Genomic DNA, 19,284 nt, shown 5'->3' with positions numbered 1-19,284 from the left:
TCAATCTCCGTCCAGCGCATTGAAGCCGGCGGTAATACCAAGCCTGGGAGCCAGATATTCGGCCAGCAGATCATTGACAAAGCTTATGGCTCCTTGCAGAGCCTCGGCGCGGATGCGCCCCTGAATGGTTGCAACGCCCGAAAGATCGGGATCATCCAGCTCGTTGGCGATGCGAATTGCTCGTTCAAAACCCTGATCGATATCCTCATCGCCTTGCGAAAGCAAAGAGGCAAGCTCGCGATTGGCCTCAAGCGAGAGGATGACATGACGCAACGACCGGCCGGAACGGCGGGCCTCGGCGCGGGCCGGACGCGGCTTCGTGAAGCTGCCCATCGGGCGACCAAGGCGCGTATCGGAGGTAAAGAGCAGAGCGGTCGTCAGGGCCGTATAGACCTGTCTGATCGCTTCCTCATGACTGCGATAGGTTTCATTGTCGGCAGAAATCAGTCTGCTTCCATATCCATCTTTCCAGTCATCCCGGATCGCCAGGGCGTTGGCGGCGATGTCTTGGGTCATGACACGCATCAACTGGCAACGATTGGGGCTCGGGTGTTCGACAAATTGCGGGTCATATAGAAGAAATTCCAGCGGATAGAAACCACGGGCCGCTATCGAGACAGCCTTGAATCCGTCTACACTCTCTATCGCGGGGTCCCTATCCTGCAACAGCCGTTGCAACGTCTTTGGGGTAAAGCCTTTTGTGTCGGGCCAAAAGGCGAGCGCATACGCCCTGTCATCGGTTTCAGAAGGACCAAAGCGCAAGTGACTGACGCGCACCCAGGCGTCAAAAGCCTTGCCATATGCCTCTTTGACAGCGTCTGGATTGTCAGGACAGGTCTGCGCTACGCTTTGGGCAAGGTCTTCAGCCGTTCGGGCCAGATCTTCAAGGCCGGGCAGAATATGGCTCTTGACGATTTTTTCCATATCCGGCAGCGAAGAACCGGTCTCATCGGCGGCAAGCGGTGCAGTCATCAAGGCGAACAGAAGCAGACAGTATTTGAACATGGTCAGAGACTCTCAAGAAATCGAACAAGAGCGGCGCGATCTTCCGGCGCCATGGAAACAACCGCATCGCGGGGCTTGCTGGCCTCACCACCATGCCACAAAATGGCTTCGAGCAAAGAGCGTGCCCGCCCATCATGAAGGAACCGGGTGTGTCCGGATACGGCCTTTGTGAGACCAATACCCCATAATGGAGGCGTGCGCCATTCTCCCCCCGTAGCCCGTGCTTCAGGCAATTGGTCCGCAAGGCCTTCGCCCATATCATGCAAGAGAAGATCCGTGTAGGGCCAGATGAGTTGAAAGCTCTGTTCGGGCTGGTTGTTCAGACGATGGGTCACATAGTTGGGGCGATGGCATCCGGCGCAGCCAATATCATGGAACAGAGCCTTGCCACGCCGGACCTGCGGGTCATCGACATCCCGACGCTCGGGCACACCGAGATTGCGAGAATAGAAGGTCACAAGCGCAAGGCCGGTGTCATCAACCTCGAATTGGCGGACATCCCCGTCGCCGTGAGGCATGGACCTGCAATCGCTCTGGGCTTTGGTGCAATCTCCCCATGGATCCCCGAACAGAGACGTGGAAATGCCGATGTCGGTGAAAAAGGCCGAGGCGGACTGATCCTTGATCGTGGCCTTGCCAGCCTTCAAACCGAAGCGGCCAAGCATCGGGAGACCATAGCTTTCAGACCAGACCATGTTGGCGCGACCCGAAATGCCATCGCCGTCAAGATCCTCCGGGTCTTCATGGACCAGAATATCGGTCGCCGGAATGGCCTCCAGCAGGCCAAGTCCGATCATCTGGGGTGCGAGACGCGGACTGATGACGGTATCCTCATGCAACGGACCATAGCCGAGATTTTCCGCCCGGTACGTCGGCTTTTGTAAAAATGCCTTCTCGTTGCCAGACAGAGCGACGGGAATTTCCTCATAGTCAATTGCCAAGCGATATTCGGACGCAAGGCCCACAAGGGAGAAATCCTGCAACTGGCGGCCATAGACCGGATCGGGATCGACAGTGTGATAGCCCGGTATCCCGGTCTCCGATTGCCTCTCCCTTAGCGGGATGCCGATGCGCAGGAACATGGAAACGGCCTTGTCATCGCCGGGCTCTGGAGGATGGCCGCGACCATCACGAATATGGCAGCGGGCGCAGGAGCGGGCATTATAGAGGGGGCCGAGGCCATCGGAAGCCCTGGTCGAAGAGGGAGAGGAAACCCAGAGCTTTTCAAACATGGCATTGCCAAGCTCGAAATCGAGCTTTCTGTCAAATGCCATATTGCCCGAGGGCAGCCGGAAGGCATCTTCTGCTCGTTTGGGGGTGATCGTCGCAGCACCGCCGGAGAGCACCTCGAAGGCCCGGGACTTCTCCGCATTCAGCGGTGGAGCAGTCACGTCATTGATCCGTTTCTGCTCGGCAGAGGTCCTTGGGACGATGTCGAGATGCGGCTCATCAAGCGGCCCGGCATGGGTCGGCATCGCAAGACACAGGGATAGCAGGAGCAGATTTCTACGGACCATCAGACGGGAACTGCCTTTTCAAAAACACAAAAAGGCGCAGCCCTGATGAGCCGCGCCTGAACCTTTCAAAGCCTCGATTACTCGAAAACAGCCTTTGGATTGTCAAGGCTGTCTGAGCCTTCGAACTCAATGTCATTCAACTTGAGGACCGAGACCACACGTTCGATGGATTTTGTCTGATCAACCAGAGCGTTGACGCCCCCCATCACCAGAGCTTCACCCCCCTCGTTGCCCCTGGCCAGCATCTGATCATAACTGAAACCGGACTCGGCAGCCGATTTGATCGCAGCCAGTTTGATCATGGTGGTATCAAGCTTGCCGCTCAACTCCGCATCGAGCGCCTTGTCGGTCTCTGAGACCAGTTGAGACAGGGATGCCCCTTTGACAATCGAACCATCAATGCGAACATACTGGCCGACATAGACATTGCGAATGCCAAGGCCGTCATAATAGTGGCTGTTATGGGTATTGTCCGAGAAGCAATCATGTTCTTCTTCCGGATCGTTGAGCATAAGGCCCAAACGCATGCGTTCGCCAGCCTGCTCACCATAGGACAAGGATCCCATGCCGGTGACGATTGTCACGATGCCATCATTCTCATCTGCCATAACGGCCTTGCGGGCATCACCCTCGGTGCCCCATTGCGCTGCCATCCATTCAAGATCCGACACCAGAAGGTCCGTTGCCGCTTTCAAATAGGCTCCCCGGCGCTCGCAATTGCCATTGGTGCAATTCTCGCCCTTGGCGTAATCGCTCCATGAACGCTCGCCTGCGCCATGGTCGGTGCCATGAAGATCCTGCCCCCAGAGCAGGAATTCGATGGCGTGGTAGCCTGTTGCCACATTGGCCTCGATACCGTCCGCCTCGTGCAGCGTTTCTGACAGAAGCTCGGGGGTGATGTCGGTTGCGTCAATGGCCTTGCCCGCAAGCTCAAAGCTCGGATTGGCGATGACATTGAGCGCGGCATATTCATTTTCATCGGTTGGGCCGCCGTAGCTCGTATCGACATAGTCGATCAGACCCTCGTCCAGCGGCCATGCATTCACCTTGCCTTCCCAATCGTCCACGATGGCATTGCCAAAACGATAAACCTCGGTCTGCTGATAAGGAACACGGGCGGTAAGCCATGCTTTCCTGGCCGCTTCGAGCGCTTTGGCGGACGGATCCGCGATCAGGGCATCAACAGCGCCTTGCAAAGCTCTGGCCGTGATCAGGCTGTCGCTATATTTGGCTTCAGCAATGTTGGCATAGGTTTCCAATACGCTCCTCTTGCTGATCGGCTCGGCGGCCAATGCGCTCGTGCCAAAACCAACGAGGCAGGCGATGGAATATCCTATCAAGTGACTTTTTTTCATCGAATTGCGAACCCCTTTTTCAATTCGTTTTCGAAAATTCCGCAAGAGACCGCTGCTGCCAAAAATGTCTTTCCGGCCACGGCCCTGTGATTGCCAAATCCATTTGTCTCAAAAACCATACGGTCTGTGTCGAGGCTTAAAACTGAATTAAAAACTCAACTTTGTAAAGGTGAATATTTCATTCACATTAAAATCCTGTTGAGAGGGCCATTTCCAAACTCTTGCGAGACCACTTTCCTCGACCTAGCCTTAAGGCACTGCGTTCCAGGGCAAAAAATTGTGCTAGACAGGGAGTTGCAAGGTTGCTTTTCGCTCTCAGGACCAGTCACAAGGACCCTCATCATGACCGTCAATTGGGATCTCCATCGCAAGGAAGTGCACAATCTTGGACAGGTGCAGGAATTTCTCAAGCAAATCGTTTATGGCGGCAATGATGGAATCGTGACGACCTTTGCCATTGTCGCGGGCTTTGCAGGTGCGCAAGCCGAAGGTGCCGGCCAGATCGGGGCCATCGCGGTCATGGTCTTCGGGTTGGCCAACCTGTTTGCCGATGCCGTCTCGATGGGGCTTGGAGAATTTCTATCAACCCGCTCACAAAGGGATCTCTATAACAAACAGCGCGAGTTTGTTCTGCGAGAGCTGGAAACACATCCGGATCAGGAATTTGTGGAGCTGATGCAGATGATGACCGAGCGTGGCCTGAGTGAATCTTCGGCCAGAAAAATCGCCGATGAGATCATCAAAAGCCCCGAACTGGTGGCCGATCTGATGATGAATTACGAGCTGGAAATGCATGACATGAGGCAGGTCTCGCCGGCAATGGACGGTCTGGTGACCTTTTTGTCATTTGTTTTCTTCGGTGTCGTTCCCCTCATCCCCTATCTCCTGATGCAGGCTAATGACATGAGCTTCGTTCTTTCGATCACGGCCACTTTCCTCGCCCTTACGGGCCTGGGCATCTTGCGCTGGTGGTCTACGCGGGAAGGGGTCATCCGCTGCGTGGGGGAAACCATATTGGTTGGCGGGGCCTGCGCACTGGTTGCTTTCGCAGTGGGGGCGATTGTCGGCTAGGCCCATGGGTCGACAAGCCGGTTGAGATTTGGGCCCAAAAGGCGTAAGGAAGCGGCTGGCAGATTTCTCGGGAGGAACATGTGTTCGATACTTCACATCCGATGCTGAAACCCCTATGGGTTCGGCTGGTCACCTGCGCGGCCCCCCTTGGCTGGGCCTGCTTCGAATGGTTGCTGGGCAATCCGACCTGGGCCTTTCTGTTTGGCATTACCGGGCTTTTGTGTGTCCATCAGCTGTTTCTGACCTACGTTCCGCCTGAAGACGAGGCTGATGCAAAAGGCGAGAATATGCCTTGACGGCAGCGTTTATGCTCTTACGATAGCTGCAACGGGGTGGCCTTGATACGAGACCGTACCATTACCACCGATCGCTCTACTCTCCCTTATTTTCCTGACCCCAACACATGAATGAAACCACGATGACTTCAGACCTCGCTGTTTGTTATGACGATATTCTTGATGCCGCAAGCCGCCTTGACGGGCATGCCATTCGCACCCCCTTGCTGGAATTTGGCCCTCTGAACGAGCGCCTTGGAAAGCGAGTGCTGGTCAAGTTCGAAGGTGCGCAACATACCGGCTCCTTCAAGTTTCGCGGGGCCTTCAACCGGATTTCACGCATCGAAGCGGAGGCAAAGCCACGCGGCGTCATCGCCTGGTCGTCGGGTAACCATGCACAAGGGGTGGCGGCGGCTGCGCGTCAATGTGGCATTCCGGCGACCATCGTCATGCCGACCGATGCACCAAAGATCAAACTCGAAAATACCAAGGCCCTGGGCGCAGAAGTTGTCCTTTATGATCGCTATACCGAGTCGCGTGAAGAGATCGCCACCAATCTCGCGAACAAGACAGGGGCCATTCTCATTCCTTCCTATGACGATCCCTACATCATTGCCGGGCAAGGCACGGTGGGACTTGAGATTGTCGAGCAGGCTCGCGCCGTTTCAGCCAATATCGGCACGGTTCTGAGCAACTGCGGCGGTGGAGGTCTGATATCCGGGGTCGCGACCGCGATCAAGGCAAACATACCGGATGCCGCCATCTATTCGGTGGAACCGGAGGGCTTTGACAGCACCGGACGCTCCCTTGGAAGCAGTGACGTTGCGGGCAATGTTCCGAATGCCAAATCCATTTGCGATGCGCTGCAATCGCCCTATCCGGGCAAGATGACTTTGCCGATCAACAGAACGTTTCTTGCAGGAGGCCTTGCGGTGAGCGATGAAGAAGTGCGCTTTGCCATGCGTTTTGCCTTCGAGAAAATGAAGCTGGTAGCAGAACCGGGTGGCGCGGCTTCGCTGGCTGCGGCATTGAGCGGCAAGGTACCAGCCCATGGCGGCGACATGGCGCTCATCATTTCCGGAGCCAATGTGGATCCGGACTTCTATTGCTCGGTTCTTGCGGGCTAATACGCTTCGACCGAGACTGAAACACAAAGCCTTGAGTTCAAAAAACCCCCGTTTGGCAGAAACGGGGGTTTTGTCATTTTGGCCAAGGCAAGGGCTCTGTCAGGCGATCTTTTTCGTTGACCGGCGCGCCTGCTCGGCCTCCAGTTCCTTGTCAAAGGCGCGGCTGAGTTCATCCAGAATATGCAAGACCTCATAACTGGCATCATCCATGCGCTTGAGACCTTCAAACGCCAGATCTGTTTTTCCCTCCGTGTGATACTGCAACGCTTCCCGAGCAGCATCATGGACACGTTTGTGCGGATCGACCAATTTCTTGAAGATGGGATGAGCACGGATCTTCTCATTCTTGATATCGTCATACCACTTGCCAAGGCGGCAATTGTGATGATCTGGAACCTCACTGCTTTTCCAGTTGCCACGCCCGACGACCGTGTCAAGTACCCGCTTCTTGAACAGCACATGGTCAATCTTGGCCATTTCACACAAGGAGCTGTGTGAAGTGGCGGTAAACCAGTTGGCCGCACCGGCGCTGAATTCGTCATTGCTGGTCTGAAGTGTTTCGACGACGCGGTTCAGGGTGCTTTCATTATGGGCCAGAAGATCGGCAACACCGGTCATGCTGCTGGCGATCTCGTGGCTTGCCTGAGACTGTTCAGACAGAATTCCCGACACCTCATTCATGCTGGACGTCACTTCGCCGACCTGAGAGCCGATCTGATCCATCAACTGGCTTGCACCCTCGATTCGTGCTTGACCCTTGCTGATGGCTTCGAGTGACCCTGTGATCGATTTCTGGATCGTGCCCATGCCGTGATTGAGCGATTGAATGCGCTTTGAAATGTCATCGGCAGCCTTGTTCGAATGGGATGCAAGTTCCTTGACCTCGGCGGCAACCACCGCAAAGCCCTTGCCTGCTTCTCCGGCCCGTGCGGCCTCGATTGTGGCGTTGAGCGCCAGAAGGTTGGTCTGGCTGGAAATGCTTTCAATGACAGAGAGGAATTCCCCGATCTGCTCGGATGCTTCCATCAGTTCGGTGAGGTTTGCTTCCGTGTTGCGCGAGAAATCGGCAATGTTGGTCATGGCGTCAAGCACGGTATTCATCGCCTCGATGCCTTCCGAGACCGAGTCGCTCACGTGATTGGCATTGTTGGCCGTGTTCTCGCTGTTGTCGGAAATCTGTTCCGTTGATGCAACCATTTCGGCAACGGCAGCCGAAATGGCCTCGCCGCTCGTGGTGGCATTTCGGGTATTGCGCGACAGGACAGCCATGTCCATTGAAATCGCGTTGATATCCCGAACCGTCCGGGACAGGTTGCGCAGATTTCTGAGATTGTCCGCTTCAAGTTGTTTTTGCTCTTCCTGATGGCGCAAGATTCCGTTGTAGGCTTCAATCGAGAGCACCATATCGGTAAACAGCCGTGCAATCACGGCCTGAAGAATCTTTGTCGCTTTCGCCGGAGACATCTTGTTTCCCATGATGATCGTCGGCACGATATCTTGCAGGATGCGGCCATAGGAAGCGACATACCACTGCACATCGAGATCAACACGAACATGGGCCTGTCCCACGCGAATGGAGTGTTCCTGAAATTCCGCATCGACCGGGTGGTTGAAAATATATTGCCAATGCTTGGTCTGGGCCGACTTGAGGCGCGGCACCTCTTTGGACCCGGCACCCAGTTTTTCACCAAGTCCGGGAACGGATGCAGTTCGCCTGTAAAAATTGCTTAGAATCTTATCAAGATCGCCCTGAATACTGTTCCATGCTGCCTGAGAATGCTTTACTTCGCCCTCACCACTAGTCAAGAAATCAATATATTTTTTTGCTCCATCACCTTTTACTGAAGTCGCGTCCGAGCTGTTCACTTTTGACATGCCAGAATTCCACCCTACAACAGGAAACTTTGCGATATCCTGCACATAATTAGGTTAAGAAATGCTATTTTAGTCATTGCTCCCGAATATTTTGCCTTATTGATGGGTATATTTCCGTATTTATAACAAGTAAAATACTTTCCTGTTTTCAGAAAAAGCTCGAGAAGATCGTAAAATCCGGCGAATATGTATGTACAAAAAGTCTTCGCCTTGCTATTGTCTCATTCTGCCATAACCCACTGTTCCCCTGAGCAGATTCCCATCACATGAAGGCATACGGGTCGCATTTGTCGAATAAGTTGCCAAGATGTCATACAAAGCGATATAAGTGCGCTCAGCACAAAGGGGATGACGATGTCCACCAAGAGACCCACGTTAAAAACCATTTCGGAACTGAGTGGATTTGCGGTGACAACCGTTTCCCGAGCGCTCAATGATGGTCCGGAGATCGGGGCCGAGACCAAGGAAAAGGTCCGAAAGATCGCTGAGGAGATCGGTTATGTCCGCAACCGGTCTGGACTTGGACTGGTCACGGGTCGGACCAATGTCATAACACTTATTCTCTCCGCAGATCATGACGTGATCGATGATCATACCGGTCGGCTGATCTCTGCTATCGCCCATAGCCTCAAGGGTTCGCCCTATTACATGAATATCGTGACCTTTTCCTCGCAGGAAGACCGGTTGCAAGTTGTAAAACACGTGGTGGAAACCGGGGGCACGGATGCCATCATTCTGAACCAGACGGAACCGGAAGATGAGCGCATCGCCTATCTGATGGCCCGCTCTTTCCCGTTTGCCGCCTATGGCCGGACCAGTTGGCAGGACAGGCATCCCTATTTTGATTTTGATACCGAAGCCTATGCAGACTTGGCGGTTCGACGTCTGCTGGCCAAGGGGCGCCGCCAGTTTCTTCTGGTTTCCCCACCGATCACGCTCAGCTATAGCCAACATTTGCTCAGCGGCGTCAAGCGCGCCCGCAGCGAATTCGACTATGAGTTGGAGGTTCTGGAAGGTGTGACGAGCCATGACGGCAGTGAAGCGCTTCTGGCCGCGCTGCTTGACCGGCTCAAAACAGATCGCTCCATTGATGCGATCATTACTCCCTCGACAGCAACGGCGGTGTTGTCGCTGGCTGCGATTGAGCAGAGTGGGCGGACACTGGGCGGGGACATTGATGTTTTCGCCAAGGAGGCCAGCCCCTATCTCAAGCTGATCCGGCGTGAAATTCTCTCTGTCTATCAGGATTTGACTCTGGCTGGCGACTTTCTGGCGCGCGCGGCAATCCAGTCAATCGAACGGCCTGACGAACCGATGATGCAGAGGATCGAGAAAACCAGCGAGCAGTCCCCTGTGGGCCCATTCTAGACCATTCCCTTTTTCACCCCCTTGCCTCCCCCCTTGCCATTTCAACAGGATCCATACATTGCCCAATCAATTGCTAAGCAAGGTCGACGCCGTCATCTTCGATTTCGATGGCGTGGTTGTCGATAGTGAACAGATCTCTCTTGGAGAATTGCAGAAAAGCTTTTCAGACCACGGAATTACCGTGACATGGAAGGATCTGGTGCAGAATTTTCTGGGCACGACCCGACGCGATGTCACACGCTTCATGCTGGAGCAGACCGGACGCGATCCTTTCCCCCATTATCCGCACCCCTGGGAAGAGCGGGTTCATGAGCGCCTCTCAGAGCAATTGGCTCTGGTTGAAGGGGCTGAAGCGCTGCTTGACCGGCTTGACGAGGCCAAGATCCCTTACTGTCTTGCTTCGGGTAGCAGCCCGGAACGGTTGCGGCTTTCCCTTGATACCGTTGGACAAACGGCACGGTTCGAAGGGCGCATGTTCAGCACGGAGACTGTGCCCAACGGCAAGCCTGCACCGGATATCTTCCTTCATGCAGCCAAGGCCCTGGGCGTCGATCCGGCAAGGGCGATGGTGATAGAGGATGGCATTGCGGGCACAATTGGCGCAAAAGCGGCAGGGGTGAGATACATCGTCGGTTTTGTCGGCGGCAGCCATCTCAGTGATGCTGACCTGCGTGAAAGGCACGGTAAGGCGCTTTCAGCAGCCGGCTCAACCACCATCATTGACCGGCTCCTTGCCCTTCTTGACTAGGGCATGATGTGTGATCCGCTATCGGGACGACAGCCTTCAGGCAGAAGGCAAGCCGCCGTCCTGCTACCGCTCTATTTCGTCTTGTCGTTGTTGGCAAGAAATTCGTCAAAGGCCTTCAGGCTTTTGTCGGAGACGTGATGCTCGATGCCTTCGGCATCAATTTCAGCAGTCTCGCGCGGCACACCTACGGCAACGAGCAGTTCCACGACACTGCGATGACGAGCCCGAACGCGATTGGCCAGGGCTTCGCCTTCTTCGGTCAAAAAGACACCGCGATAAGGTCGGGACACCGCCAGGCCTTCCCGTTTAAGACGGGAAATCGCCTTGGTTGCGGTCGGGTGGGCAACACCCATTCGCTCTGCAATGTCTGCCACCCGAGCCTCACCAAGCTCGGCGATCAAGTCGCCGATCATCTCGGCATAGTCTTCCATCACCGCACAGGCCTGGGCTTCGCGCGCACGAATGAACCGAGCGCTTTGCTTGCTTTTTCGGGTGGATTGATCTGGCATGGATTTTCGCTTTGTTTTTTCTGTCAAAACGGTACCGATTGATACGGCCGCGACTCTTTTCAAGCCTTGGGTACAGAATGTTCAACGGATTTGCAATCACCAATATGGTCACAGATTGGTTGTCTTGACAGGTGTCTCTGCCGACACCGGGTTTGACAGATTGGATAGAATGGCACCCGATGTGGCTCGCGCATGCGGGACTACACTTTGTAAAGTGCAAATGCGCGTGGTCTGGCCGCGACAGCAACTGCCTTGGTGCCACTGTGCAAAAATTGTTGTTCATTACTTAAAATGTAGCCCAAGCTACATCTTGAATTAATTTTAGCTTGGGCTAACTTTTAAAGCATCTAATAAACCGACCGTAACGAGCAAAGTATCGAAATCATGTTTGCGACAGAACAGACACGTTCAGGGATGGCTGCCGTCCTTTCAGGAGAGCGCCGCGGCTTCAGCAGCAAATTGCTGTTTGCCGGACCGGCCATCATTGCCTCCGTCGCCTATATGGATCCGGGCAATTATGCCACCAACATTCAGGCCGGGGCCGGTTATGGTTACAGCCTTCTGTGGATCGTTCTGCTTGCCAACCTCATTGCAATGCTGTTTCAGGCCCTCTCGGCACGCCTTGGCATCGTGACGGGGAAGAATCTTGCCGAGCTTTGTCGCGACAATTTCTCTTCGCCTGTGGTCTGGGCCATGTGGTTTGTCAGCGAGATCGCCGCCATGGCAACGGATCTGGCGGAGTTTCTTGGTGGTGCCATTGGTCTTGCCCTGCTGTTCGACATGCCCTTGATGGCAGGCATGACGATCACCGCGATCGTTACCTATGGCATTCTGCTGTTTGAAAGACATGGCTTCCGGCCAATGGAACTGATCATCGGGGCGATGGTCGGCGTGATCGGCCTTTGTTATCTGGCGGAGATTTTCATTGCTCCCATTGCCTGGGGCAATGCAGGCATGGGCATGGTGACCCCTCAGCTTGCCGATGCCACGGCGCTGACCATCGCGGTCGGCATCATCGGGGCAACGGTCATGCCCCATGCCATTTATCTGCATTCGGGCCTTACCCAATCAAGAACGGTCATGCACACGGAGGAAGAGCGCCGCAAGGTTCTGAAATATTCAAACTGGGAAGTCGTCATAGCGCTTGCCATAGCTGGCATGGTGAATATGGCGATGGTCATGATGGCCGCCAGCGCCTTTCATTCCGGCCATAGCGAAGTGGCCGAAATTGAAACGGCCTATCACACGCTGACCCCACTGCTGGGTGTTGCGGCGGCCAGTGCCTTTCTGATTTCGCTGATTGCATCGGGGATATCAAGCTCTGTCGTTGGCACAATGGCCGGACAAATGATCATGCAGGGCTTTCTGCATTACAGGATTCCGGTTTGGCTGAGACGCCTGATCACTATGTTGCCCGCCTTTGTGGTTGTTGCAATGGGAGTCAATGCGACGCAGGCCCTTGTCATCAGTCAGGTCATTCTGAGCATATCACTCCCTGTTCCGATGATCGCGCTGATCATTTTCTCATCCCGTCGTGATGTCATGGGAGTCTATGCGACAGGGCCCGTTGTCCGCTCTCTCTCGATTTTGGGGGCGAGTGCGGTGCTGACGCTCAACTTCGTGCTGCTGGCAGAGGCCTTCGGCATTCCCATTCCGTTTTTCCCTGGCTGACCTTCATACCTATCCTGCTTGGGCGCAACCAACGGGCCGTTTCCTCAAAAGGGAAGCGGCTCGTTGTTTTTCACTTCCTTCATGACGAAGAAGGTCCGGGTCTGGCGCACGCCGGGCAAGGTGAGCAGCTTTTTCCCCAAAAGCGCATTAAAGCCAGCGATATCCCGCGCACGCACGGACAGCAGATAGTCGAAGTCTCCGGCGACCAGATTGCAGCCAAGTACATCGGGAATTGCCATGATCGCATCCTCAAAGGCCGCGAAGCTTTCAGGGGTCGAGCGATCAAGCACCACCCCCACCATCACAAGATTGCCAAGACCCACAGGTTCGGGGTTGATCTGGGCGTGCACACCTTGAATGAATCCCTGATCAAACAATCTCTGCGTCCGCCTGTGGCAGGTTGCAGGACTGACATTGACCCTTTCGGCAAGGTCTGCATTGGTCAGGCGGCCATCTTTTTGCAAATGCCGCAGAATATTCTTGTCGATCCGGTCGAGTTCTTCCATGATTTGAAAGATTCTTTCACAATTGGTTCAAAATGTGCGCTCAGTAGATCAAATTGTCAGAAATTATCAAGCTTTCAATAAATTATTCGGTGAAATTCAAAAGCACCTTTCAGGCAAATTTCGCTACCTTATAAGGCCTCCGAAGAGCAATCACCAAAAGAATGAGGCTTATCCTTGCTTGAGAAATTTGAACGTTATCCCCTCACCTTCGGCCCAACGCCGATTGAAAAACTGCCCCGGCTTTCAGAAGCTCTTGGCGGCAAACTGGACATTTATGCCAAGCGCGAGGACTGCAATTCCGGGCTGGCACTTGGCGGCAACAAGCTGCGCAAACTCGAATATATCGTCCCGGATGCCATAGCTTCGGGAGCCGATACGCTGGTCTCCATCGGCGGGGTGCAGTCCAACCACACCCGGATGGTTGCGGCAACGGCTGCCAAGATCGGCATGAAATGTGTTCTGATTCAGGAAAAGTGGGTCCCCCATCATGACGCTGTCTATGACAGAGTTGGCAATATTCTTCTGACACGCCTGATGGGAGCGGACAGCCGTTTGGTGGATGCCGGATTCGATATCGGCATCCGCAAAAGCTGGGAAGATGCAATCCAGTCCGTCAAGGATGCCGGAGGTGTGCCCTATGCCATTCCCGCAGGTGCATCGGTACACAAATATGGTGGTCTTGGCTATGTGGGTTTTGCCGAAGAAGTGGCACAGCAGGAAGAAGAACTCGGCTTCAAGTTCGACTATATCGTTGTCTGCGTGGTGTCAGGGTCAACCCAGGGCGGCATGGTTGTCGGCTTTGCGGCACAGGATCGCGCGGACCGGGTGATCGGTATTGATGCGTCCGCCACACCGGAGCAGACTCGCAAGCAGGTACGCGAGATCGTTGACAATACCGCCAAGCTGGTGGAGCTGGGACGCGAGGTCCGCGAGGATGAAATCGTCATCATGGAGGATTATGCCTATCCCCATTATGGTGTTCCATCGGACGCAACCAATGATGCTATCCGCCTTGCCGCGCAAACAGAAGCGATGATCATTGACCCTGTCTATGAAGGCAAAAGCATGCAGGGTCTTATTGATCTGACGAAAAAGGGCTTCTTCCCAGAAGGCTCGAAAATCCTTTATGCCCATCTGGGCGGCGCGCCAGCCATCAATGGCTACAGCTATTATTACAAGGACGGCTAGAGCCCGCCCCTCCCGAGGCAAAGGCTCGACCAAGACTGCGCTTCGCCCTGTCATGTTCGCGCAACGACGGGGCGGTGCGTTTTCTCGTGTTTCTTCAGATTTTCTTAGCCGGAATCAGACCATGCTGTTGCCAGCATCCGACGAGTCAAATCCCATACCAGCCTGATAGAGACCTCATGCCCAAGCAAGCCTTGCGAGAAACCGACCTCTACGCTCCGATCAAGCAGTTTCTTGAAGCACAGGGTTATGAGGTGAAGGCGGAAGTGGGCAAGGCTGATCTGGTCGCCATGCGTGGCGAGGAAGATCCGGTGGTGATCGAGTTGAAAGTGGGATTTTCACTGACACTCATTCATCAGGCCATCGACCGGCAGAAGCTCACCGATTTTGTCTATATCGCGGTGCCCCATGGGTCTGGCAGACCCTTTGCAAAGTCCCTCAAGAACAACCTCACGCTCTGTCGACGGCTTGGGCTTGGTTTGCTGACCGTGCGTATCAAGGACGGATTTGTGACGCCTCATCTTGATCCCGCTCCCTACAAGCCGCGGCAGATCAAGCCACGAAAGGATCGGCTGCTGCGTGAATTCTCGCGGCGGGTCGGGGACCCCAATGAAGGGGGTGCAACAAGAAGAGGGCTGGTGACGACCTATCGCCAGGATGCTCTCAAATGCCTCAAGCTGCTGTCTGAACAGGGCCCGACAAAAGCGGCCCTTGTGGCGCGCCAAACCGGGGTGGAGAATGCCCGGCGGATCATGGCCGATGACCATTATGGCTGGTTCGAGAAAGCTGCAACCGGAATTTACCAGATTTCTCCCAAGGGACTCGAAGCGTTGGGGCTTTATTCAGACCAGCTCGAAGGCCTCGCGCAGCAGCCTTCAATCAACTCTTAAATCGCCCATTTACAAGTTCCTTTTCCCTGCAATCGTGTCGCAAGACTCAACCATGTATTGCAACTTGCCCTCGGCAGGCTTAGATCATAGATTAACGAATTGAATTTCACCATTTTGATGCCTCTTTGCCGGACCGGGGCAAGATGCGCCGAGTGATTTTGAAATCCAAAACATCATCTGGAGTCATCTATGAAAATCGCCGTATCCTCGCAAAATTTCCGGACTGTCACCAATCACGCAGGCCGGGCCCGTCGCTTTCTGGTCTATTCCGTTGGAGACGACCGGCAGCCGATTGAAATCGAACGCATCGACTTGCCCAAAGAGATGAGCATGCATGAGTTGGGAGACAGTGGGGCAGCCCATCCGCTCGACAGTGTCGATGTCATCCTGTCCGCCTCGTTCGGCGCTGGCTTTGCGCGCAGAATGGCCGCACGCTCTGTCATGGCAAGCATTACCGAGAAGACCGATCCGCTCGAAGCGGTCAAGGAATTCCTGGAGAAGGGGCAAAATCTGCCACAGCTTTGTGATTGCAATCATGATCACGACCATGATCATGAGCACGGACATGGTCACGGACATGGTCACGAACATGGGCACGGGGGCCATCACCACTAATTGTCCTTTGTTGACCTTGTCAATTTTACAGAGAGAGGGATATCAGGCTACAATTGTTTAATTGCGCATAAATCGATGGGGCCAGCCAGTTCTGTCACAGAAATCCTAAAAAGACTTTCTAAGATCGGCGGAAAACCGAATGGACAATGGTCATTGATATGATGAAGAAAATTATTGCCAGCGCCATCCTGCTCACGGCCGCATTAGGGCTTTCGGCTTGTCAGGATGACGGACCGAAACAGTCAGTCACTTTGCTTTCCGGTTCGGAAAACAAGTCTCTCTATCCGATTGTGGAGGCGTTTGCCAAAAAGCAGGGCGTCGATATTCATATCAAGGGCCGTGGTTCGGTTGACATCATGCTTGATATCCGCAGCGGCACAAAGGCGGAGGCCGATATTGTCTGGCCTGCCGCTTCGCTGTGGCTGGAGTTGGGCGACACGCAAAAGGTGGTCAAGCATGAAAAGTCCATCATGCGGTCTCCGGTCGTCTTCTGGGTGAAAAAGGAAAAGGCCAAAGAACTGAACTGGATCGGCAAGGATACGAGCCTCACCGATATCGTGGAGGCATCCGAAGCAGGCCTTACCTTCGGCATGACCTCGGCGACCCAATCCAATTCGGGCGCCATGAGCTACTTTGCCATGCTGTCTTCGGCCGCCGGTCAGCCCAATGTTCTGTCGCTCAAGGACATCGAGAATACGGACGTGCAATCACGCGTCGAACGGCTGTTGAAGCGTGTTGACCGCACCTCCGGCTCATCTGGTTGGCTCGGCGACCTTTATCTTGAGCATCCGGACGCCATGGACGCGATGTTCAACTATGAGGCCGTCGGCATCGAGGTCAACCGGGAGCTTGAAAAACAGGGCAAGGAGCCCCTGTGTGCCATCTATCCGGTAGACGGCATTGCCATTGCGGATTCCCCCCTCGCCTATATCGACAAGGGAGACAGCGAGGAAGACAAGGCCAAGGAAGCGTTTTTCCTCAAGCTCCAGGAGCATCTGCTCTCGGATGACGTACAGGCCGAACTTGCCGCATCGGGTCGTCGGGTCGGCCCACTCGGGCTCTCGTCAAGCACGCTCAGCAAAGACGTTTTCAAACCGGACTGGTGCATCAACCTTGACCGTTCGATCAATGCGCTCAATCTGCCGAGCCAGAAGGTTATCGAGGCAGCCTTGCGCCTTTATCAGGGCACCAGCCGACGCCCATCCGAGATTGCCTTCCTGCTCGACTATTCGGGTAGCATGAAGGGCGAAGGCAACGAACAGATGGTGTCGTCCCTTGCCAATCTGTTTCTGGAAGAAAAAGCGCGGGACTTTTTTCTGGAAACCACCAAAGGTGACATTTTCTACGTCATCCCATTCAATGGCCTTGCCGGTGAACCGGTTTCGGCTACCGGTGCCTCAAATGAGGAAATGGCCGCTCTTTATGACTATGTCCAGCGCCTGCTCCCTGATGGCGGCACCAACATCTATACTGCGGTGAGCAAGGGACTTTCGGTCCTTCAGAATTCGGGCAATGGCAAAACACATAGCCAGATGGTGCTGTTGCTCACGGACGGTGTGTCCGATGGCGACCTTGCGGATATTCAGTATCTGTTCGACCCCTCGCCAGCTCGAAATATTCCGGTTTTTTCCATTCTGTTTGGCGATGCGTCAGAAGATCAGGTCAAGAAACTTGCGGAACTGACAGCCGCTCGGGTCTTTGACGGACGCAAGGGGCTGGTCACCGCTTTCAGAAATGCAAGAGGATATGCAAACTGATGTCAGCTTCTGCCTTGAATAATGTGCGTCTTTTCATTGCCATCGTGGTTGGTGCCACAATCGGGCTGTGGAGCTATTTCGCAATGCACATGACGATTTATATTGCTATCGCGGTCGCGATTGCTGCCTTTGTTCTGATGCATTTCATCATTCCCAAGAAACAGCAGGACAACGAGGTGTTTGTCGCATCCGGGGTCACGCGGGAGGACTCCCGCGCTGCGGTGAAACAGGGCAAGGAGCAAGCGGAAAGGCTGGAGATTGCCATCCGCCGCACCCCCAAATCCGATCCGGCTCAAGAGATTTTGCGCAAAATTCAGGATGTCTTTGTCGATATCTATGCGAATCTTGAAAAAGACCCGGGCGATATTCCTCGCAGTCGCGCCTTTCTGGATTTTCATTCAGGGGACGCGATCGGCCTGATAGAGGGCTATTCGGGACTTGTTTCCGGCCGCCTGCCAGATGACAAGCAGCTTGAACAGGTGGAAGCGGCACGCAGGCGATTTGTATCGATCGAGAAGGCCTTTCGGGCTCAATATAACGCCATGCTCTCCAATGACGTCAGCGCCCTTGAACAGGCCGGGCGCAATCTGGAAAGCTCCTTGCGCCTTGAGCATGGACTAGAGAAGCTGACCACCAGAGACTAGGCACTGTTTCAGTTATTTTGAAGTCAATTTCGGGATTTGCGGAATGAATAGAATCGTTGTCGGAATAATTTTGCTGCTGGTCATCATTGGTGGCGTGGTCGCGCTGGACCAGATCGGCATCGACAGCTTTATCCGAAAACCGGGACCGGACCCCATAACCGTCAAGTTTCTTGTTGGTGGCGAGAAATCTGCCTTCATTAAAAACCCGACTGTGATCGAGATCCTCAAGGATCGCTATGGCATAACGATGGATGGCCGCAAGGATGGCTCTATCGACATGGTGACCAACAAGCTGGCAGACGATATCGACGCGCTATGGCCGTCAAATGAAATTGCTCTCGAGATCTACAAGCGCCATTTTGGTGATCCGGCCGGTGACGATCTCATTTTCAACTCTCCCATCGTATTCTACACGTGGAAACCGATTGCGGACGGCCTTGAGAAAAAGGGGATCGTCAAGAATACGGGCACGCATTATACGGTCGATACCGCGGCTCTGATCACGCTCATTCAGTCTCAGACCAACTGGAAGGATATCGGCGTTGATGCCCTGTGGGGCAATGCAACCCTGCAATCCACCGATCCGACCAAGTCCAATTCGGGCAACATGTTCTCCGGGCTGCTTGCCAACATGCTCTCTGGAGGCAAGGTCGCCACCGTGGCCGACGTCGAAAAGAATGCAAGGGCCATTCAAGGCTTCTTCAAACAGATGGGCTACATGGAAGGGTCATCGGGCGACATTTTCCGCAAATATCTCGATACCGGCATCGGTGCCAAGCCGATCATTGTGGGCTATGAGAACCAGCTGGTTGAATTCTATATTGCAAATGAACGCTATCGGGATCTTATCGAAAAGGAAGTGGTGACGCTTTATCCGCTGCCTACATTCTGGGCCTCACATCCGGTCATTGCGCTAAATGAAAAGGGAAAACGTCTGGCCAAAGCGTTGGAAGATGAAGAGATCCAGTCTCTGGCCTGGTCCGAGCATGGCTTCCGTTCCGGCCTCAAGGACCGGGTGACCGACACTGGCGCGGTTGCCGTCAAGGGCCTTGCCCCGGCCGTTACCTCGGTCATGCCGATGCCGAATGCCTCGGTCATGGAAAAAATTATTGAACTGCTCAACCCGGAAACACTGTCTCGGGCAACTGCGACTGGCACTTGAGGCC

General features: G+C 54.4%; 18 protein-coding genes. 12 read left to right on the top strand and 6 right to left on the bottom strand.

Features of this window, described 5'->3' with window-relative positions; all coding sequences use genetic code 11:
* The 3 genes from ACHZB8_RS02575 to ACHZB8_RS02565 form a co-directional block, all read right to left on the bottom strand.
* Entirely contained in the window at positions 1-1,005 is a 1,005-nt protein-coding gene (locus ACHZB8_RS02575; RefSeq protein WP_316858493.1) for an imelysin family protein, read from the bottom strand.
* A gap of 2 nt (positions 1,006-1,007) precedes the next feature.
* Positions 1,008-2,522 (bottom strand): di-heme oxidoredictase family protein, encoded by a 1,515-nt coding sequence (locus ACHZB8_RS02570; protein ID WP_316858492.1) that lies wholly within the window; start codon positions 2,520-2,522, stop codon positions 1,008-1,010.
* Positions 2,523-2,599: 77 nt separating this feature from the next.
* Positions 2,600-3,877, bottom strand: coding sequence for an imelysin family protein (locus tag ACHZB8_RS02565; protein WP_316858491.1), 1,278 nt, complete (start codon positions 3,875-3,877; stop codon positions 2,600-2,602).
* A 342-nt stretch (positions 3,878-4,219) separates the two neighbouring features.
* Between ACHZB8_RS02565 and ACHZB8_RS02560 the strand changes: the two genes are divergently transcribed.
* The 3 genes from ACHZB8_RS02560 (at position 4,220) to ACHZB8_RS02550 (ending at position 6,350) form a co-directional block, all read left to right on the top strand.
* The gene (locus ACHZB8_RS02560; RefSeq protein ID WP_316858490.1) at positions 4,220-4,948 is read left to right on the top strand and encodes a VIT1/CCC1 transporter family protein; all 729 of its coding nucleotides are present in this window, start codon (positions 4,220-4,222) and stop codon (positions 4,946-4,948) included.
* An 80-nt stretch (positions 4,949-5,028) separates the two neighbouring features.
* A complete protein-coding gene (locus ACHZB8_RS02555; RefSeq protein WP_316858488.1) occupies positions 5,029-5,244 on the top strand; it encodes a DUF3329 domain-containing protein in 216 nt (71 codons plus the stop codon).
* Positions 5,245-5,366: 122 nt separating this feature from the next.
* Positions 5,367-6,350, top strand: a complete 984-nt coding sequence (locus ACHZB8_RS02550) for a threonine/serine dehydratase (protein WP_316858487.1) — start codon at positions 5,367-5,369, stop codon at positions 6,348-6,350.
* A 99-nt stretch (positions 6,351-6,449) separates the two neighbouring features.
* Here the strand turns inward: ACHZB8_RS02550 and ACHZB8_RS02545 are convergent, their stop codons facing one another.
* Positions 6,450-8,225, bottom strand: coding sequence for a methyl-accepting chemotaxis protein (locus tag ACHZB8_RS02545; protein WP_316858485.1), 1,776 nt, complete (start codon positions 8,223-8,225; stop codon positions 6,450-6,452).
* A 354-nt stretch (positions 8,226-8,579) separates the two neighbouring features.
* Here ACHZB8_RS02545 and ACHZB8_RS02540 point away from each other — a divergent pair, with 354 nt between their 5' ends.
* Together ACHZB8_RS02540 and ACHZB8_RS02535 are read left to right on the top strand one after the other, a co-directional pair.
* Positions 8,580-9,593: a LacI family transcriptional regulator gene (locus tag ACHZB8_RS02540; RefSeq protein ID WP_316858484.1), complete on the top strand. Its 1,014-nt coding sequence runs from the start codon at positions 8,580-8,582 to the stop codon at positions 9,591-9,593.
* A gap of 58 nt (positions 9,594-9,651) precedes the next feature.
* Positions 9,652-10,341, top strand: a complete 690-nt coding sequence (locus ACHZB8_RS02535; RefSeq protein WP_316858482.1) for an HAD family phosphatase — start codon at positions 9,652-9,654, stop codon at positions 10,339-10,341.
* Between the two features lie 71 nt (positions 10,342-10,412).
* Here the strand turns inward: ACHZB8_RS02535 and mntR are convergent, their stop codons facing one another.
* A complete protein-coding gene (gene mntR / locus ACHZB8_RS02530) occupies positions 10,413-10,877 on the bottom strand; it encodes a manganese-binding transcriptional regulator MntR (RefSeq protein ID WP_316858481.1) in 465 nt (154 codons plus the stop codon).
* 357 nt (positions 10,878-11,234) lie between these two features.
* On the opposite strand from mntR, the gene ACHZB8_RS02525 reads away from it, so the two are divergent.
* The gene (locus ACHZB8_RS02525; protein ID WP_394706074.1) at positions 11,235-12,521 is read left to right on the top strand and encodes an Nramp family divalent metal transporter; all 1,287 of its coding nucleotides are present in this window, start codon (positions 11,235-11,237) and stop codon (positions 12,519-12,521) included.
* Between the two features lie 44 nt (positions 12,522-12,565).
* On the opposite strand, the gene ACHZB8_RS02520 is transcribed toward ACHZB8_RS02525, so the two are convergent.
* Positions 12,566-13,027 (bottom strand): Lrp/AsnC ligand binding domain-containing protein, encoded by a 462-nt coding sequence (locus ACHZB8_RS02520; protein WP_316858480.1) that lies wholly within the window; start codon positions 13,025-13,027, stop codon positions 12,566-12,568.
* A 174-nt stretch (positions 13,028-13,201) separates the two neighbouring features.
* On the opposite strand from ACHZB8_RS02520, the gene ACHZB8_RS02515 reads away from it, so the two are divergent.
* The 6 genes from ACHZB8_RS02515 to ACHZB8_RS02490 all read left to right on the top strand — a co-directional run bounded on the left by ACHZB8_RS02515 (position 13,202) and on the right by ACHZB8_RS02490 (position 19,280).
* A complete protein-coding gene (locus ACHZB8_RS02515; protein ID WP_316858479.1) occupies positions 13,202-14,215 on the top strand; it encodes a 1-aminocyclopropane-1-carboxylate deaminase in 1,014 nt (337 codons plus the stop codon).
* 176 nt (positions 14,216-14,391) lie between these two features.
* On the top strand, positions 14,392-15,102 hold the full coding sequence (locus ACHZB8_RS02510) for a DUF2161 family putative PD-(D/E)XK-type phosphodiesterase (RefSeq protein WP_316858477.1): 711 nt from the start codon (positions 14,392-14,394) through the stop codon (positions 15,100-15,102).
* Between the two features lie 189 nt (positions 15,103-15,291).
* Positions 15,292-15,717, top strand: a complete 426-nt coding sequence (locus ACHZB8_RS02505; protein WP_316858475.1) for a NifB/NifX family molybdenum-iron cluster-binding protein — start codon at positions 15,292-15,294, stop codon at positions 15,715-15,717.
* 158 nt (positions 15,718-15,875) lie between these two features.
* Entirely contained in the window at positions 15,876-17,474 is a 1,599-nt protein-coding gene (locus ACHZB8_RS02500; protein WP_316858474.1) for a substrate-binding and VWA domain-containing protein, read from the top strand.
* Entirely contained in the window at positions 17,474-18,118 is a 645-nt protein-coding gene (locus ACHZB8_RS02495) for a 5-bromo-4-chloroindolyl phosphate hydrolysis family protein (RefSeq protein WP_316858473.1), read from the top strand. The genes ACHZB8_RS02500 and ACHZB8_RS02495 overlap by 1 nt, the downstream gene beginning before the upstream one ends.
* A 43-nt stretch (positions 18,119-18,161) precedes the next feature.
* On the top strand, positions 18,162-19,280 hold the full coding sequence (locus ACHZB8_RS02490; protein ID WP_316858472.1) for a hypothetical protein: 1,119 nt from the start codon (positions 18,162-18,164) through the stop codon (positions 19,278-19,280).
* The last annotated feature ends 4 nt before the right edge of the window (positions 19,281-19,284 follow it).

Source organism: uncultured Cohaesibacter sp., assembly GCF_963556055.3.
Lineage (GTDB): Bacteria > Pseudomonadota > Alphaproteobacteria > Rhizobiales > Cohaesibacteraceae > Cohaesibacter.
The sequence above is the reverse complement of the archived record's forward strand: the minus strand, read 5'-3'. Positions and strand labels throughout refer to the sequence as shown.

Bases quoted from the DNA above. Each gene is read 5' to 3' on its own strand.
- ACHZB8_RS02575 (WP_316858493.1), bottom strand. From the start codon at position 1,005: ATGTTCAAATACTGTCTGCTTCTGTTCGCCTTGATGACTGCACCGCTT.
- ACHZB8_RS02570 (WP_316858492.1), bottom strand. From the start codon at position 2,522: ATGGTCCGTAGAAATCTGCTCCTGCTATCCCTGTGTCTTGCGATGCCG.
- ACHZB8_RS02565 (WP_316858491.1), bottom strand. From the start codon at position 3,877: ATGAAAAAAAGTCACTTGATAGGATATTCCATCGCCTGCCTCGTTGGT.
- ACHZB8_RS02560 (WP_316858490.1), top strand. From the start codon at position 4,220: ATGACCGTCAATTGGGATCTCCATCGCAAGGAAGTGCACAATCTTGGA.
- ACHZB8_RS02550 (WP_316858487.1), top strand. From the start codon at position 5,367: ATGACTTCAGACCTCGCTGTTTGTTATGACGATATTCTTGATGCCGCA.
- ACHZB8_RS02545 (WP_316858485.1), bottom strand. From the start codon at position 8,225: ATGTCAAAAGTGAACAGCTCGGACGCGACTTCAGTAAAAGGTGATGGA.
- ACHZB8_RS02540 (WP_316858484.1), top strand. From the start codon at position 8,580: ATGTCCACCAAGAGACCCACGTTAAAAACCATTTCGGAACTGAGTGGA.
- ACHZB8_RS02525 (WP_394706074.1), top strand. From the start codon at position 11,235: ATGTTTGCGACAGAACAGACACGTTCAGGGATGGCTGCCGTCCTTTCA.
- ACHZB8_RS02520 (WP_316858480.1), bottom strand. From the start codon at position 13,027: ATGGAAGAACTCGACCGGATCGACAAGAATATTCTGCGGCATTTGCAA.
- ACHZB8_RS02510 (WP_316858477.1), top strand. From the start codon at position 14,392: ATGCCCAAGCAAGCCTTGCGAGAAACCGACCTCTACGCTCCGATCAAG.
- ACHZB8_RS02505 (WP_316858475.1), top strand. From the start codon at position 15,292: ATGAAAATCGCCGTATCCTCGCAAAATTTCCGGACTGTCACCAATCAC.
- ACHZB8_RS02500 (WP_316858474.1), top strand. From the start codon at position 15,876: ATGATGAAGAAAATTATTGCCAGCGCCATCCTGCTCACGGCCGCATTA.
- ACHZB8_RS02495 (WP_316858473.1), top strand. From the start codon at position 17,474: ATGTCAGCTTCTGCCTTGAATAATGTGCGTCTTTTCATTGCCATCGTG.
- ACHZB8_RS02490 (WP_316858472.1), top strand. From the start codon at position 18,162: ATGAATAGAATCGTTGTCGGAATAATTTTGCTGCTGGTCATCATTGGT.